This window comes from Erwinia mallotivora (genome assembly GCF_000590885.1).
GTDB lineage: Bacteria > Pseudomonadota > Gammaproteobacteria > Enterobacterales > Enterobacteriaceae > Erwinia > Erwinia mallotivora.
In genome coordinates this window covers 128955-144937 of sequence record NZ_JFHN01000075.1, presented here as the reverse complement: position 1 = coordinate 144937, position 15983 = coordinate 128955, and the positions used below count along the sequence as shown (strand labels likewise).

Annotated in this window: 17 protein-coding genes; 11 read left to right on the top strand and 6 right to left on the bottom strand. The window is 53.5% G+C overall.

The window, feature by feature from the left end; all coding sequences use genetic code 11:
• Positions 1-132: 132 nt before the first annotated feature.
• The 4 genes from fur to ybfF all read right to left on the bottom strand — a co-directional run bounded on the left by fur (position 133) and on the right by ybfF (position 2823).
• A complete protein-coding gene (gene fur, locus BG55_RS20765; RefSeq protein WP_034941654.1) occupies positions 133-576 on the bottom strand; it encodes a ferric iron uptake transcriptional regulator in 444 nt (147 codons plus the stop codon).
• A gap of 366 nt (positions 577-942) precedes the next feature.
• Complete coding sequence (gene fldA / locus BG55_RS20760; protein WP_034941651.1) at positions 943-1473, bottom strand: flavodoxin FldA; 531 nt, start codon at positions 1471-1473, stop codon at positions 943-945.
• Between the two features lie 153 nt (positions 1474-1626).
• On the bottom strand, positions 1627-1908 hold the full coding sequence (gene ybfE / locus BG55_RS20755) for a LexA regulated protein (RefSeq protein ID WP_034941650.1): 282 nt from the start codon (positions 1906-1908) through the stop codon (positions 1627-1629).
• A 150-nt stretch (positions 1909-2058) separates the two neighbouring features.
• Positions 2059-2823 carry an esterase gene (gene ybfF / locus BG55_RS20750; protein WP_034941649.1) on the bottom strand — a complete coding sequence of 255 codons (765 nt, stop codon included), beginning with the start codon at positions 2821-2823 and terminating at the stop codon, positions 2059-2061.
• 262 nt (positions 2824-3085) lie between these two features.
• Here ybfF and seqA point away from each other — a divergent pair, with 262 nt between their 5' ends.
• Both seqA and pgm read left to right on the top strand, forming a co-directional pair.
• On the top strand, positions 3086-3634 hold the full coding sequence (gene seqA, locus BG55_RS22730) for a replication initiation negative regulator SeqA (RefSeq protein ID WP_034941647.1): 549 nt from the start codon (positions 3086-3088) through the stop codon (positions 3632-3634).
• A 30-nt stretch (positions 3635-3664) separates the two neighbouring features.
• Positions 3665-5305 (top strand): phosphoglucomutase (alpha-D-glucose-1,6-bisphosphate-dependent), encoded by a 1641-nt coding sequence (gene pgm, locus BG55_RS20740; protein WP_034941645.1) that lies wholly within the window; start codon positions 3665-3667, stop codon positions 5303-5305.
• Between the two features lie 93 nt (positions 5306-5398).
• Here pgm and kdpE read toward each other — a convergent pair whose 3' ends face one another.
• Entirely contained in the window at positions 5399-6079 is a 681-nt protein-coding gene (gene kdpE / locus BG55_RS20735; protein ID WP_034941880.1) for a two-component system response regulator KdpE, read from the bottom strand.
• A 302-nt stretch (positions 6080-6381) separates the two neighbouring features.
• Here kdpE and BG55_RS20730 point away from each other — a divergent pair, with 302 nt between their 5' ends.
• From BG55_RS20730 to nei, 9 genes are all read left to right on the top strand, one after another.
• Complete coding sequence (locus BG55_RS20730; RefSeq protein ID WP_034941644.1) at positions 6382-6588, top strand: YbfA family protein; 207 nt, start codon at positions 6382-6384, stop codon at positions 6586-6588.
• A 247-nt stretch (positions 6589-6835) separates the two neighbouring features.
• Complete coding sequence (locus BG55_RS20725) at positions 6836-7792, top strand: YbgA family protein (RefSeq protein ID WP_034941642.1); 957 nt, start codon at positions 6836-6838, stop codon at positions 7790-7792.
• A gap of 21 nt (positions 7793-7813) precedes the next feature.
• Complete coding sequence (phrB, locus tag BG55_RS20720; protein ID WP_034941639.1) at positions 7814-9235, top strand: deoxyribodipyrimidine photo-lyase; 1422 nt, start codon at positions 7814-7816, stop codon at positions 9233-9235.
• 114 nt (positions 9236-9349) lie between these two features.
• A complete protein-coding gene (locus BG55_RS20715; RefSeq protein ID WP_034941637.1) occupies positions 9350-10093 on the top strand; it encodes a type 2 GTP cyclohydrolase I in 744 nt (247 codons plus the stop codon).
• Between the two features lie 111 nt (positions 10094-10204).
• The gene (pxpB, locus tag BG55_RS20710) at positions 10205-10861 is read left to right on the top strand and encodes a 5-oxoprolinase subunit PxpB (protein WP_034941636.1); all 657 of its coding nucleotides are present in this window, start codon (positions 10205-10207) and stop codon (positions 10859-10861) included.
• Positions 10855-11787, top strand: coding sequence for a 5-oxoprolinase subunit PxpC (gene pxpC / locus BG55_RS20705; protein WP_034941633.1), 933 nt, complete (start codon positions 10855-10857; stop codon positions 11785-11787). The genes pxpB and pxpC overlap by 7 nt, the downstream gene beginning before the upstream one ends.
• Positions 11777-12535, top strand: coding sequence for a 5-oxoprolinase subunit PxpA (gene pxpA, locus BG55_RS20700; protein WP_034941631.1), 759 nt, complete (start codon positions 11777-11779; stop codon positions 12533-12535). Before pxpC ends, pxpA begins: the two co-directional genes overlap by 11 nt.
• Before the next feature lie 172 nt (positions 12536-12707).
• The gene (pcp, locus tag BG55_RS20695; RefSeq protein WP_034941629.1) at positions 12708-13355 is read left to right on the top strand and encodes a pyroglutamyl-peptidase I; all 648 of its coding nucleotides are present in this window, start codon (positions 12708-12710) and stop codon (positions 13353-13355) included.
• A 14-nt stretch (positions 13356-13369) separates the two neighbouring features.
• Positions 13370-14161, top strand: coding sequence for an endonuclease VIII (gene nei / locus BG55_RS20690; RefSeq protein WP_034941626.1), 792 nt, complete (start codon positions 13370-13372; stop codon positions 14159-14161).
• Positions 14162-14212: 51 nt separating this feature from the next.
• Here nei and BG55_RS20685 read toward each other — a convergent pair whose 3' ends face one another.
• Positions 14213-15496: a citrate synthase gene (locus BG55_RS20685; RefSeq protein ID WP_034941623.1), complete on the bottom strand. Its 1284-nt coding sequence runs from the start codon at positions 15494-15496 to the stop codon at positions 14213-14215.
• Positions 15497-15983 lie beyond the last annotated feature (487 nt).

The following is a 15983-nucleotide window of genomic DNA, read 5'->3' as shown; positions in this document are numbered from 1 at the left end:
GATAGTGAAAACAGGCCATCTGTCATCTTTCACATTTCGGAAGAAAAGCGGTGTTTTACTTGAGGGAAGCACTGACTATGAGGCTGATTGACAGGAATATGAAGCAAATCACCTGCAAAGCAGGTGATTTATTTAATCGTCATGCAGTGTTTCGTCTTCGCGGCAGTCGCCTGTTGCGCAATGGCCGTAGAGATAAAGGCTGTGGTTGCTGAGCTTGATACCGTGGCGCGAAGCGATGTCACGCTGACGGGATTCAATGGATTCGTCACTGAATTCGATCACTTTGCCGCAGTCCAGGCAGATGAGGTGATCATGATGGTGCTGTTGAGTAAGTTCGAAAACAGACTTGCCACCTTCGAAGTTGTGGCGGGTGACGATGCCTGCATCATCAAACTGGTTAAGCACGCGGTAGACCGTTGCCAGACCAATTTCTTCGCCCATATCAATCAGGCGTTTGTACAAATCTTCCGCACTGACGTGATGGCACTCTGGTTCCTGAAGCACTTCCAGAATTTTCAATCGGGGAAGCGTGACTTTCAGGCCGGCCTTCTTTAATGCGGTGTTATTGTCAGTCATGCGGATATTGTCCTGTTACTTTGCTTGTCACTAAGTGGCTGAAAAACCCTGAACATCGGCCTAAACAAAAGCTAAGCTACCCAGTATAGAACTGATGTGTCGAAATGAAAACCACCGGAAAGGCGCAGAACCGCCGCAGAGGGCAGGGCAAAAACCTGTACATCCGGGGGAAGCAACGACACCGTGCGGGTTTACACTTCGCTCTGTTTCCGGCTTGACGCACTCCGGGCAGATACCCGAAGCGCGAAGGGTCGATGGCGATATTGTACAGTGTTGCAGATGAAAGTTACAAAAATGTTCCTATTATATTCATAGGAAAAAACCACAGATATGTTGCGTGATTGGCATCCTCAGCAGAGGAGCAAATCAGGCTTCAAGAATCTCTTTAAGCTGTAACTCTTCGTAGATCTGTTTAACCCACTTTTCAGTACGTTCATTTGTCAGCTCAGGCTGGCGGTCTTCATCAATGGCCAGACCAAGGAAATGCGTGTCATCTGCCAGCCCTTTAGAGGCTTCAAAATGATAGCCCTCAGTGGGCCAGTGACCGACAATCACTGCGCCATTTGGCTCAATAATGTCGCGAATGGTGCCCATCGCATCGCAGAAATATTCAGCATAATCTTCCTGATCGCCACAGCCAAACAGCGCCACCAGTTTGCCGTTGAAGTCAATTTCTTCCAGCGTCGGGAAAAAGTCGTCCCAGTCGCACTGCGCTTCGCCATAGTACCAGGTTGGAATGCCCAGCAGCAGAATATCAAAGGCTTCAAGGTCTTCTTTGCTGCTTTTAGCAATATCATGAACTTCCGCAACCTCGTTACCCAGCTGCTTCTGTATCATTTTTGCAATGTTTTCCGTATTGCCTGTATCGCTGCCAAAGAAAATGCCTACGATTGCCATGAGTTTAATAACCTCTTGAATCTTAAAAAGGGACGGCTGACCTGAAAATATTAGCGGCAATGATAGCAGACCGCATCGGGTGGATAAATGAGGAATCCTCCCGCATTTGTCGCTTTGTGCTCTGTGCCGTGGAATTCTCAGAGGCCGACTTGCTCAACATGATGGATTGACCAGTTGCGTCATGATCATTTCTTCAATCAGTTCGCTGCGACTGATATTGCGGGCTTCTGCCAGCTGGTTCAGTGCATCAACGGCGTCACTGTTCATTTTTAGTTCCACGCGCCGCAGGCCGCGCACTTTATCACGCCTGAGCTGGTTGCGTTTGTTAATACGCAGCTGCTCGTCGCGTGCCAGCGGGTTGGTTTTGGGGCGACCAGGGCGACGCTCTTCTGCAAACAGATCGATCGTAGTACGGTCGGTGTTTTCTTTTGCCATAGGATTGTGTTACTGAAAAAGACTGGAGTTCTGATGGACCAGGCGGTCATGCTGGCTGAATACCGACCACCAACAAAATTTTAGCGCGCCATCATACCCCAGTGAAAGTGATGGCGACAATCATTTAGCTGCACTGACAAATATTTGTTTTTACTGTGCAATAAAACGCCGAATGGCACGTAAAACGGCATCAGGCCTTTCAGCATGGACCCAATGTCCCGCTCCGGCAATCACCCAGGCCCGCGCGGCTGGAAACTGTTGCAACAACAGATCGCGGTACTGGTCATCGAGATAGGGCGAAAGCTCACCACGAATAAACAGAGTCGGATGAGGCCAGGCGGGCACGGGCTGCCAGCCGATCAGTTGGTCATATTCAGCCATTAATACCGGCACATTGAAACGCCATTCACCTTCATGGAATGACTTCAGCAAAAACTGAATGATGCCTTCTTCCTTTATTGTCTCACGCATCAGCGTAGCGGCTTCGCTGCGCTGTTTTATTGCCGCTGCGCTTACGGCATTGAGCGCAGCGAAGATAGTATCGTGATGGCGCGCCTTGTACGCCACCGGTGCCATATCAATCACCACCAGCTTTGCCACGCGCTCAGGCGCGGCCGCAGTGAGCGACATGGCAATTTTGCCGCCCATTGAATGACCGATGACAACAAACTGTTCGACCCCAAGGCTGTCCAGCGTTTCTGTCACATCCTGGGCCATCGCGGCGTAGTGCATTTCAGATGAGCGTGGCGACAATCCATGATTACGGACGTCAATCTGGATAACCTGCTGCTCCGCTTTGAGCCCTCTGGCCAGACCGGCAAGGTTATCAAGACTGCCAAACAGGCCGTGGATAAGGACCACCGGTAAGCTGGCAGCAGCAGATTGTTCAGATTGCAGGCGGACATTCAATTTCATAGCAAAGTTCTTACAGGGTAAACGAGCGGTTAGGTTATCATGGAACCACGATTTCCTGTCTGCGCGACCCATTTATTCAGCCCTTCCTTTTTGCGGCATTATCTGACTTTTACTGGCATTAAGGGCTGGCGCTACACCCCGGCAGGATTTAACTTTATAATCCTCGTGTTAGAGCAGGCGTTTTTCATACATATGCGCATCGCTTTTTATATATGTATGACCGGCCCCGGCTCTTAATAAGCAATAACTGTACTGGATCAAGATGAAAACTATCGAAGTTGATGAAGAGCTTTACCGTTATATCGCCAGCCACACTCAGCATATTGGTGAGAGCGCCTCTGACATTTTACGCCGTATGCTTAAATTCACTGCCGGGCAATCTTCACCTGCCGCTCAGGAGACGGTGTCTTCTGCCCCGGTAGTTAAAGAGACGGCAACGGAGAAGGCAGGTTCACGCCCGCAGGATCGCGTTCGTGCCGTGCGCGAGCTGTTGTTGTCAGATGAGTATGCTGAACAGAAGAAAGCGATTAACCGGTTCATGTTGATTCTGTCGACCTTGTACCGTCTGGACCCCAGTGCATTCGGCGCTGCAACCGAGTCTCTGCTGGGCCGGACGCGCGTCTATTTTGCCGGTAACCAACAAACCCTGGTACAAAATGGCACGCATACCAAGCCACAGCATATTCCTGGCACGCCATACTGGGTAATCACCAATACCAATACAGGTCGCAAACGCAGCATGATTGAACACATTATGCAGTCAATGCAGTTCCCTGCGGAACTGGCTGACAAAGTTTGCGGCACCCTCTAACTGATAAATAAGCGTCAGGGAGAAGCGCCAATGGCCAATCACCCCCGTGCCGGGCAACCAGCCCGTCAGAGCGATTTGATTAACGTTGCACAATTAACGTCACAGTATTACGTCCTGCAACCTGATCCGGGCAATGCGGAACATGCGGTGAAATTCGGCACATCCGGCCATCGTGGTAGTGCAGGGCGTCACAGCTTTAACGAAACCCACATCCTGGCGATAGCGCAGGCGATTGCGGAAGAGCGTAAGAAGAACGGTATCACCGGCCCTTGCTACGTAGGTAAAGATACGCACGCACTTTCCGAGCCCGCCATCATTTCTGTCCTGGAAGTGCTGGCAGCTAACGGCGTTGATGTCATCGTGCAACAGGGCAATGGCTATACCCCGACGCCCGCCATCTCCAATGCAATTCTCGAACACAACAAGGCGGGGGGCGCGCAGGCTGACGGTATCGTGATTACGCCTTCACACAACCCGCCAGAAGATGGTGGCATTAAATACAATCCACCGAACGGTGGCCCTGCTGATACCAACGTCACTAAAGTTGTGGAAGAGCGTGCTAACGTCCTGATTAAAGAAGGGCTTCAGGGGGTCAAACGCATCGCACTGGATAAAGCCTGGGCCAGCGGACATTTGCAGGAGCAGGACCTGATCCAGCCTTACATTGAAGGCCTGGCGCAGATTATTGATATTCCGGCCATTCAGAAAGCCGGGCTGAAAATCGGTGTCGATCCGCTGGGCGGATCGGGCATTGCCTACTGGCAGCGAATTGCAGAGTTCTACAATCTGGATTTGACCATTGTTAATGATTCCGTCGACCAGACGTTCCGCTTTATGCATCTGGATAAAGACGGCGTTATCCGCATGGATTGCTCTTCTGAAAGTGCGATGGCGGGTCTGCTGGCGCTGCGCGATCAGTTTGATCTGGCGTTTGCCAACGATCCTGACTATGACCGTCATGGCATTGTCACTCCTTCAGGATTGATGAATCCGAACCACTATCTGGCGGTGGCGATCAACTATCTGTTCCAGAACCGTCCACAATGGGGCAAACAGGTGGCGGTAGGTAAAACGCTGGTTTCCAGTGCGATGATCGACCGGGTGGTCAATGCTATCGACCGCAAGCTGGTTGAGGTGCCGGTTGGCTTCAAGTGGTTCGTTGACGGACTGTTCGATGGCAGCTTTGGTTTTGGTGGCGAAGAGAGCGCGGGGGCTTCTTTCCTGCGTTTTGACGGTACGCCGTGGTCAACCGATAAAGACGGCATCATCATGTGCCTGCTGGCCGCAGAGATCACCGCCGTAACCGGTAAAAATCCACAGCAGCACTACGATGAGCTGGCTGAACGTTTCGGTGCGCCAAGCTACAACCGCTTACAGGCTTCTGCCACCTCGGCACAGAAAGCCGCCTTGTCTAAGCTGTCGCCAGAAATGGTCAGTGCCGATACGCTGGCCGGCGATCCGATTACTGCACGTCTCACCGCCGCGCCCGGCAACGGTGCGTCAATTGGCGGTCTGAAAGTGATGACGGAAAACGGCTGGTTCGCTGCACGGCCTTCCGGTACTGAAGACGCTTATAAGATCTACTGTGAGAGCTTCCTGGGTGCTGAGCACCGTGAGAAGATCGAAAAAGAGGCGGTAGAGATTGTCAGTGAAGTGCTGAAAAACGCCTGATCAAGCATTGAGGCGTGGCGTCTGCGCGCCTGCTGCTGGTAAAACCCACCTTCAGGTGGGTTTTTTTATGCTGCTGAGTTCTCCGATGTGGTCTCAGGGCACGAAACGATAGCCTACGCCCGTTTCGGTAATCAGATGACGAGGCTGGGCGGGATCGTCTTCCAGTTTTTGTCGCAAATGGCCCATATAAATCCGCAAATAGTGGCTGTGCTCTACGGCGTTAGGTCCCCACACCTGATTGAGCAACTGGCGCTGAGTCATCACTTTTCCTGCATTATTCAGCAGGCTGACCAGCAGGCGAAACTCAATAGGCGTCAGATGTAGCTCCTGACCACATCGGGTTACCCGTCGGGCAGCAATATCCACCTTTACTTCACTGAATCTGACTTCAGCCTGCGGTGCCGTGTCGGCGGCTCTGCGATGACGAAGCGCTGCCCGCACCCGGGCCAGCAATTCGCCTATGCCAAAGGGTTTGGTCAGGAAGTCATCTGCTCCGGCATCCAGTGCGGCAATTTTGTCCTGCTCATCGCTGCGGGCCGACAGGACAATCACCGGGATCGACGTCCACTGACGAATTTCACGAATAAATTCAATACCATCACCATCCGGCAGGCCGAGGTCAAGAATGGCCAGATCGGGTTTCCTGGTTGCCGCCTCGATCAAACCGCGTTGCAGCGTCTCTGCATCAAATACGCGCAGATTTTCTCCTTCGAGGGCAACACGCAAAAAACGGCGGATCTCTTTTTCATCTTCAACGATCAGAACTGTAGTCACCATACTTCACTCTTTGATTAACCGTGGCCGCAAAGGGTCACCAGCAGATCGCTCAACAATCAACGTGGCTTAATTTAGCAAATAAAGTCAGGTCGCGCTGCCGGTAATCACAGCCCACTCTTTGTTGATCAAAAGTTAACTAACAGCGTTTTTTTTACTTTTATGTAACCGGGTTACAGAACCAGGGCAATTTATGGTGAAATTTTCCACAAAATAGTGGTCGGATGAGTAGTAAAGTTACAGCGCAAAGGCTATTATTCGAGCCATCTTACAGCGTTAATTGCCAGCCTTAAGGGGGATGCATGAATCTTTATCAACACTATTCACCACAGCGGATTGCCATGCGTCGTGTCGGCGTGGTGGTTCTCGGCACGGTTGCATTGCCGGTGATGTTATTCCGCAACGATCGGGCAAAATTCTACAGTTATCTGCACCGCGTGTGGTCAAAAACCAGCACTAAACCGGTCTGGCTGGCCCAGTCAGAAGCGGTGGGCGGCGATATCTGGTAACGCCTCCGATTTGATGAATGGCAAAAAGTAGCCTCTGCGGCTTTTTTGCCATTCCGCATTAGCTGAAAACAACAAACTAAACCTGCGAAACAAAAATCAGCCAACGATGACGCTGGTTTGCTCGTCATTTCCCCCCAGACTCCCTGCTTTTATCCGCAACAGATGGCAATTCCCGGTACTGAACGCGCTTAACGACAGAAATTCGGCTACACTTAAACCTCTACAGGAAGTTGGAGGTTGTACAACTATGAGTGATAAAATTCCTGTCGGCATCAGTGCCTGCCTGCTTGGAGATAACGTCCGTTTTGATGGTGGCCATAAGCGCTGCGCCTTCGCTGCGGATGAGCTTTCTCCCTTTGTTCGTTATCAACCCGTTTGCCCGGAAATGGCGATTGGCCTGCCGACGCCACGTCCTGCGTTACGCCTGACCGAAACCGATCACCACACGATTGAACTCAGATTCAGCAATGGCAAAGACCAGCCTGTTACCGGAGCAATGCAGAAATTCTCCGAGCATAAAATCGCCTCGTTACATCACCTTTGTGGTTACATTGTTTGTGCGAAATCGCCAAGTTGCGGCATGGAGCGGGTACGCATTTACCAGCCGGACAACAACAATAATCGCAAAGAAGGCACTGGCATCTATACCCGCGAGCTGATGTCGCAAATGCCCTGGCTACCGGTTGAGGAAGATGGACGTCTTCATGATCCGCAACTACGGGAAAATTTTGTTGAACGGGTTTACACCCTGCACGAGTTTAACGAAATGTGGCGCGATGGACTGACGCGCGGCAAGCTGATTGCTTTCCACAGCCGTTACAAATTACTGCTGCTGGCACACTCACAGCCTGAATACCGTAAGCTGGGCCGTTTTGTGGCGGCGATTGAGGAGTGGTCTTCCCTGGAAGAATACGCTTTTGAGTATCGTCAGCGTCTGATGGACCTGCTCAAACAGCAGGCGACCCGACGTAATCACACCAATGTCCTGTCGCATGTACAGGGCTATTTTCGTCCACAGCTGACCTCGCAACAGCGTCAGGAGCTGGCCTCGTTGATTGACCACTATCGCCAGGGATTACAACCGCTGCTGGCGCCAATTACGCTGCTTAAACACTACATGGCGGAATTTCCCGACCCCTATCTGTCGCAGCAACGTTACTTTGAACCCTATCCCGAAGCGCTTCGTCTGCGCTACGGCCACTGATTTTTAACTTCAGGGAGCGTTATGGCCACTCATCTGGTCTGGTTACGCAACGATTTGCGTATCCATGATAATTCCGCATTACATGCTGCATGTCAGGACAGTAAAGCCAGGGTTCTGGCGCTGTTTATCGCCACGCCCGGACAGTGGCAATCGCACCATATGGCACCCAAACAGGCGGCCTTTATTTACAAAAGCCTGCTGGAAGTGCAGCAATCCCTGGCTGAAAAAGGCATCCCCTTACATTTTGCACAATGCGACGATTTTGCTGCTTCAGTGACAGCACTGAAAGACTTTTGCCAGCAGCACAACGTCAGTCGGGTGTTTTACAATTACCAGTACGAAGTCAATGAACGTCAACGCGATGCGCAAGCTGAACGCGAACTCTCCGCACTGGAGATTACGCCACAGGGATTTGATGACAGCCTGTTGCTTCCTCCCGGAAGCGTACTGACCGGCAGCGGTGAAATGTACAAAGTGTTTACGCCATTCAGTAAAGCCTTTGTGCGACGTTTGCAGGAAGGGCTGCCGGAATGTATGCCCGCGCCGAAAGCTCGTACAGACGCGCCGTTGCAAAAAACACCTGCCATCAAATCCTTTGATTATCCACAGGAAGAATTCGATGAGACGCAGTTCCCGGCGGGTGAAGCTGCGGCCCTCCGGCGTCTGAGGGCATTCTGTCAGCAGCCGGTTACCCGTTATAAGGAGCAGCGCAATATTCCCGCCGTTGACGGCACCAGCCGGTTATCCGTTTATCTGGCTACCGGGGTACTCTCACCGCGCCAGTGTCTGCACCGCTTACTGCATGAACATCCGCACGGACTGGACGATAGCCAGGTCTTCGTCTGGTTGAATGAGCTTATCTGGCGGGAATTTTATCGTCATCTGCTGGTTGCCTGGCCCTCGCTGTGTCGCCATCAACCGTTTATCGACTGGACTAAAAAAGTGAAATGGCAGCACCATCCCCGTCATCTTGAGGCCTGGCAGCAGGGTAAAACCGGCTACCCGATAGTCGATGCGGCGATGCGTCAGCTCAATGCACTGGGCTGGATGCATAATCGTCTGCGGATGGTTGTAGCCAGTTTCCTGGTGAAAGATTTGTTAATCGACTGGCGGGAAGGTGAACGCTATTTTATGTCGCAACTGATTGATGGCGACCTGGCGGCCAATAACGGAGGCTGGCAGTGGGCTGCGTCCAGCGGTACAGATGCGGCCCCTTACTTTCGCATCTTTAATCCAACCACCCAGGGCGAACGTTTTGATGAAGATGGCACCTTCATCCGTCAATGGTTGCCTGAACTGAAAGCGGTGCCACAGCAGCATATTCATCAACCGCAGGCCTGGGCTAAAAAAAATCGGGTATCACTGGACTACCCTCAGCCAATTGTCGACCACAAAGAAGCGCGAAAAACCACCCTGGCGGCTTTTGAGGCGGCGAAAAAATAACCCTTCAACAGCGAGCGGTATCCGCCGCTCGTTCTCATCATTTTCCCCGTCTGTTATTGTTGCCCTGACTGCCATCTGCCGGTCATTTTCAGATCGGCCGCTTAAGGAAAAGATATGCGAAATACTGAGCTTGAACACGTTGTTAACCAACTGCTGAATACCAGCGCTTTCAGTGACTATGCGCCTAATGGCTTGCAGGTTGAGGGAAGGGAGGAGGTAAAAAAAATCGTCACCGGCGTGACTGCCTGCCAGGCCCTGCTGGATGAGGCGGTACGTCTTAAAGCGGATGCCGTGCTGGTCCATCATGGCTATTTCTGGAAAAACGACGCTCCCGTTATTACCGGGATGAAGCGGAAAAGGCTGAAAACCCTGCTGGCGAATGATATCAATCTCTACGGCTGGCACCTGCCGCTGGATGCGCATCCCTTAATCGGTAATAACGCCCTGCTGGCAAAGGATCTGGCTGTTGAAGTGTGCGGAGAGGTGATGCCACTGGTCCCGTGGGGAGAGCTGAAAGAGCCGCTCAGCGGCGAGTTGCTGGCTGAACGCCTGACGAAGGTTCTGGGCCGGGAGCCACTTCACTGTGGCGATAATGCGCCGCATCTGATCCGTCGCGTTGCCTGGTGTACCGGGGGTGGGCAGGGATTTATTGATGCGGCCGCCGCCTTTGGCGTCGATGCGTTTATTAGCGGAGAGGTGTCAGAAAAAACCATCCACAGCGCTCGCGAGCAGGGAATACACTTCTTTGCTGCCGGACATCATGCCACCGAGCGCGCGGGGATCCGGGCGCTGGGCGAATGGCTGACGGAAAATTATGCCCTGGATGTCACCTTTATTGATATTGACAATCCGGCCTGATTTTCCGGATGGCTTATGCAGCCACCGATACCTTTTGTTGACACATCAGTAACATTTACGGATAACTATTAGCCACTAATCAGCCCGGAAAAACCGTTCAGGAGAAGTGTTTTGCAACAAGCACGTTGTTACCTGCTGGGTGAGCGCGCGGTTGTGCTTGAGCTGCCCCCCCCTGTCTCCCTTGCTGTTCAGCAACGAATCTGGGGATTGTCGGCACAGCTGATGACCTCTCCACAAGTGACAGAGGTCATCCCCGGAATGAATAACATCACCGTTATTCTCAGTGATCCACAGCAGACAGCACTCTACGCCGTTGACTGGTTGCAGGCCCGGTGGGAAAAAAGCGAAGCGCTGGAAATGGCCATGCGCCAGGTTGATATTCCGGTGGTGTACGGCGGTGCAGCCGGACCGGACCTGGAAGAGGTCGCCCGCCATTGTGGCCTGACGCCACGGCAGGTGGTGGAAGCCCATGCAGCCGCAGACTATGTGGTTTATTTCATCGGTTTTCAGCCCGGATTTCCTTACCTTGCCGGTCTGGATCCACGTTTACATACTCCACGTCGTGCCGAACCTCGCGTTCAGGTGCCTGCCGGTTCTGTCGGTATTGGCGGCAGTCAGACCGGTGTTTACCCGCTCTCTGCGCCGGGTGGCTGGCAGTTGATCGGCCAGACGCAGGTCGGGCTGTTTGATCCCCAGTCCCGGACTCCGACCTTGTTAAGGCCGGGTGACAGTGTGCGCTTTGTGCCGCAGAAGGGGGGAATATGCTGAAAATTATTCGTGCCGGAATGAGCACCACCCTACAGGACGCGGGACGCAGTGGCTGGCGTCAGTACGGTGTCGGAACGGGCGGCGTGCTGGATCATCCGGCGATGGAAACCGCCAACCTGCTGGTGGGTAATGCCCGGAGTAGCGCGGTGCTGGAAATCACCCTGGGGCAGTTTTGCGCAGAGTTCACCCGCGATGGCTGGATCGCCCTGACCGGCGCGGGATGCGATGCCGTACTGGGCACTCAGCCCGTCTGGACCGGCTGGCGTACCGCCGTTAAAAAGGGCCAGCGACTGACGTTGAAGATGCCGGTTCGGGGTATGCGCAGTTATCTGGCGGTGGATGGCGGTTTTGCCGTCACGCCGGTGCTGGGATCGTGCAGCACCGATGCGAAAGCCGGCTTTGGTGGTTTTGCCGGCCGTCGGCTGGAGGAGGGGGATTGTCTGCCGCTGGGGCAGCCACAAAACCGATTCAGTAAATCTGTCGGCGTACGGCAGCTGCTGTCCGGCAACCGGGTTCGCGCCGTGATCGGACCGGAGTATCACCATTTCAGTGCTGAAAGCCGTGACATGTTCTGGCGTACCGCGTGGCAGCTTAATCCGCAAAGCAACCGCATGGGCTATCGCCTGCAAGGGCAACCCCTGACGAGGGAACATCCGCAGGAGATGCTGTCCCACGGGCTGCTGCCCGGTGTTGTTCAGGTGCCGCCAAACGGCCAGCCGATTGTGCTGATGGCCGATGCGCAGACCACCGGGGGCTACCCGCGAATTGCCTGTGTTATCGAGGCCGATCTTTATCATCTTGCCCAGTTACGACTGGGAGAACCGGTTCATTTCATTGAATGCTCGACTGAAGAGGCGTTGCTGGCGATGCGTGAACAGCGACGCGGCCTCGAGCAGATGGAATGGGGATTGCGCCATGAAAATTGATCTTAATGCCGATCTCGGTGAAGGCTGTGAAAATGACCATGCGCTGCTGCACCTGGTTTCTTCAGCCAATATCGCTTGCGGATATCATGCCGGTGATGCACTGACCATGCGCCAGAGTGTGCGCTGGGCGCTGGAGCTGGGCGTGGCTGTTGGCGCGCATCCCAGTTTTCCCGACCGTGAAAACTTCGGCCGCACGCGCATGCAGCTGCCACCTGAAACCGTCTACGCACAGATGGTTTATCAGATTGGGGCTTTGCAGGCTATCGCCCGCAGCGAAGGCGCACAACTGGTCCACGTCAAGCCTCACGGTATGCTCTATAACCAGTCGGCGCAGGAACCTGAGCTGGCTGCGGCGATTGCGCGGGCGGTGCGTGCAGTTGATCCTGCTCTCGTCCTGGTGGGGCTGGCTGGCAGCGAATCGATTCGTGCGGCGCAGGCACTTGAGCTGACCACCCGACAGGAGGTGTTTGCCGATCGCGGCTATCAGGACGACGGCTCACTGGTTCCCCGTTCGCAGCCGGGGGCGCTGGTGGCCGATGAGCAGCAGGCAATCGGCCAGACGCTGGAGATGATCCAGCGTGGCAGGGTACGCAGCGTCAGTGGTCAGTGGGTCAGCGTGAAAGCCGAAACGGTGTGCCTGCACGGCGACGGGGCGCAGGCTCTGAACTTTGCCAGACAGCTGCGTGAGGCTTTCAACCAGCACGGTATCAGCGTCAGCAGCCAGCCCGTCTGTGTGCCAGAGGCATAACATCGTTTCCGTTGATCTTCGACAGCCATTTGCCTGCCATCGCGCTGATAAATGGCACGATCGCAGATCGAGCAGCAAGCAGCCGCGGCGAAACAGGTGTCCTCAGAGCTTGTGCTATTGTTAACCGCAAATGCCGTTTTGCGCAGAATGTTGATGCTTATGTGAGGTGTGGATGAAAACGGTTCTGATAACGGCTTTTGAGCCTTTCGGGGGCGAGAGGATTAACCCGTCCTGGGAGGCCGTGAGTCAACTGCAAGAGCGGCTGGTGTGTGGCGCTAAAGTCATCGCTAAACAGCTACCCTGCGTGTTTGGCGATGCCCTGACGGCGCTGTATGGCGCTATTGATGAACTACAACCCGAAATGGTGATTGCCGTCGGGCAGGCAGGGGGCCGGACAGATATCACCGTTGAGCGCATAGCCATTAACGTTGACGATGCGCGTATCCCGGACAATGCCGGTAATCAGCCTGTTGATGAACCGATAGTTAAAGGTGGCCCGGCTGCTTACTTTTCCACGCTGCCGATTAAAGCCATCGTCGAGGGGATCCGTGAAGCCGGTATTCCGGCTTCTGTTTCACAAACGGCAGGCACCTATGTCTGCAACCATGTGATGTACGGGTTGCTGCACTATCTGGCGAAGCACAAAAATAAAATACGCGGCGGATTTATTCATATTCCTTATTTGCCGGAGCAGGCGGTCAGCCATCCTGGTGTTGCCAGTATGCCTGCGCCGACGGTGGCATTGGCACTGGAGATGGCGTTGAGTATTGCGCTGACTGTCGAAGAGGACGTCCGCCTGACAGGCGGCGCAACGCACTAACAGGGATGGAGTGAATGCCGGAAGGTCCTGAAATCCGCCGTGCGGCGGACAAGCTGGAAAAAGCGATTGTCGGGAAAACGCTGACTGCGGTCTGGTTTGCTTTTCCTCAGCTTAAAACGTATGAATCCTCGCTGGTCGGTGAACGGGTTGACGCGATTGAAACTCGCGGCAAGGCGATGCTGACCCACTTCTCAAATGGCCTGACGCTCTACAGTCATAATCAGTTATATGGCGTCTGGCGGGTGACAAAAACCGGCAAAGATCCTGAAACCGGGCGCGTGCTGCGCGTCAGGCTCGCGGCGCAGGATAAAACGCTACTGCTCTACAGCGCCTCGGATATTGAGCTGTTAAATGCAGATACTCTGGCGGCGCATCCGTTCCTGCTGCGGGTGGGGCCGGACGTGCTGGACATGACGCTGACTGTGGCACAGGTGGCTGAACGGCTCTGCTCTCCTCGTTTTCGCCGTCGTCAGTTCAGCGGACTGTTGCTGGATCAGGCTTTTCTGGCCGGGCTGGGCAACTATCTGCGGGCGGAGATCCTCTGGCAGGCGGGGGGGGCCGCGCAGTATAAAGCGCAGGATCTCACCGCTGAACAGCTGGAAAAACTGGCTGATGCACTGCTGGCGGTGCCACGGCTCTCTTATCAGACCAGAGGGGTCGCCAGGGAGAATAAGCACCACGGGGCGTTATTCAGCTTTAAGGTGTTTCACCGGGCAGGGAAGTTGTGTGAACGCTGCGGCGGCACCATTGAAAAAACCACGCTTTCCTCGCGGCCATTTTACTGGTGTCCCGGCTGTCAGAAATAGTTACGGTCTGACTGAAAAAAGCGCCGCAGGGGCGGCGCAGAGAAGAGGTTGTTACTTACTGATACTGGACGTGAAATCGCGCTGGTCATAGCCGGTGTAAAGCTGACGCGGACGGGCGATTTTAACGCCGTCGTCATGCATCTCTTTCCAGTGTGCAATCCAGCCAACGGTACGCGCCATGGCAAAAATAACCGTAAACATCGAAGAAGGAATGCCCATCGCTTTCAGGATCAGACCGGAGTAGAAGTCAACGTTAGGGTAGAGTTTGCGCTCAATGAAGTACGGGTCGTTCAGCGCAATGTGTTCCAGCTCCATCGCCACTTCCAGCAGATCATCTTTCATTCCCAGCTCATTGAGAACTTCATGGCAGGTTTCACGCATCACGGTAGCGCGCGGATCGTAATTTTTGTAGACGCGATGACCGAAGCCCATCAGGCGGAAAGAATCGTTTTTATCTTTGGCGCGACGCAGGAATTCAGGAATATGATCGACAGAACTGATCTCTTCCAGCATCCGCAGGCAGGCTTCATTCGCGCCACCGTGTGCAGGTCCCCACAGGGAAGCTATACCGGCTGCAATACAGGCGAATGGATTCGCCCCGGAAGAGCCTGCGGTACGCACGGTAGAGGTTGAGGCATTCTGCTCGTGATCGGCATGCAGGATCAGGATGCGATCCATTGCACGTTCAAGCACCGGATTCACCACGTAATCTTCGCAAGGGGTGGCGAACATCATGTTGAGGAAATTACCAGCGTAAGAGAGGTCGTTACGTGGGTAAACAAAGGGCTGACCGATGGAATATTTGTAGCACATTGCTGCCACGGTAGGCATTTTGGACAGCAGACGGAAAGCGGCAATCTCGCGGTGACGCTCAATATTAACGTCCATTGCATCGTGATAGAAGGCGGCCAGCGCGCCGGTGACGCCGCACATTACTGCCATCGGATGAGAGTCACGGCGGAAGCCGCGGAACAGATGGTGGATCTGCTCATGGATCATGGTATGCCGGGTGACAATGGTGCTGAATTCGTCAAACTGTTCCTGAGTCGGCGCTTCACCGTTGAGCAGGATATAGCACACTTCGAGATAGTTGGAATGCAAAGCCAGTTGATCGATAGGAAAGCCGCGATGAAGCAGAATGCCCTCATCACCATCTATATAGGTGATTTTCGATTCACAGGACGCCGTAGAGGTGAATCCCGGATCAAAGGTGAAGTAGCCTTTGGAACCCAGGGCACGGACATCAATCTCTTCCTGGCCTAATGTGCCGCTCAGCACGTCAAGTTCAATAGCCGCTTCGCCGGGTAGGGTTAGCGTTGCCTTTTTATCAGCCATTTACAGTCTCCTTAGCGCCTTATCGGTGGATCTTTGACATCCAGAAAGCCAGTTTGTCCGCAGTTGCGTTAAGCGGCACATATTCCGCTCTGTGGCATCTTTTAGTGTGCAGGGTACAGAGAGGAGGGCGCTCGCCTTACGGAGGGCAGGTCTGACTTCGTTTCGCAGTTGTTAAAGATCCGGTCTGGTCTTAACTTTTTTAGGTAACCATTACCTGATACGTAATCTGTCTGACTCACCAATGTTACATAACTTGTGCTTAGGAGAAAGTGTATCCCCATAACTTTTATGCATCATATTTTTTTATCCTTCATTTGTAACAGTTATGTTGATCTTTTGTCAAATCAGATAATTAAATTTGTATAAATTGTGAAAAACGTGAGAGGGATCACTGTTCCACCTAAATTTCCCCAAGATGTTTGTAGGGGAATTGTAATGAGTTTGTGAACCACCTATACTTCCGCCAGGTCTCCGGAACCCCCTGCCG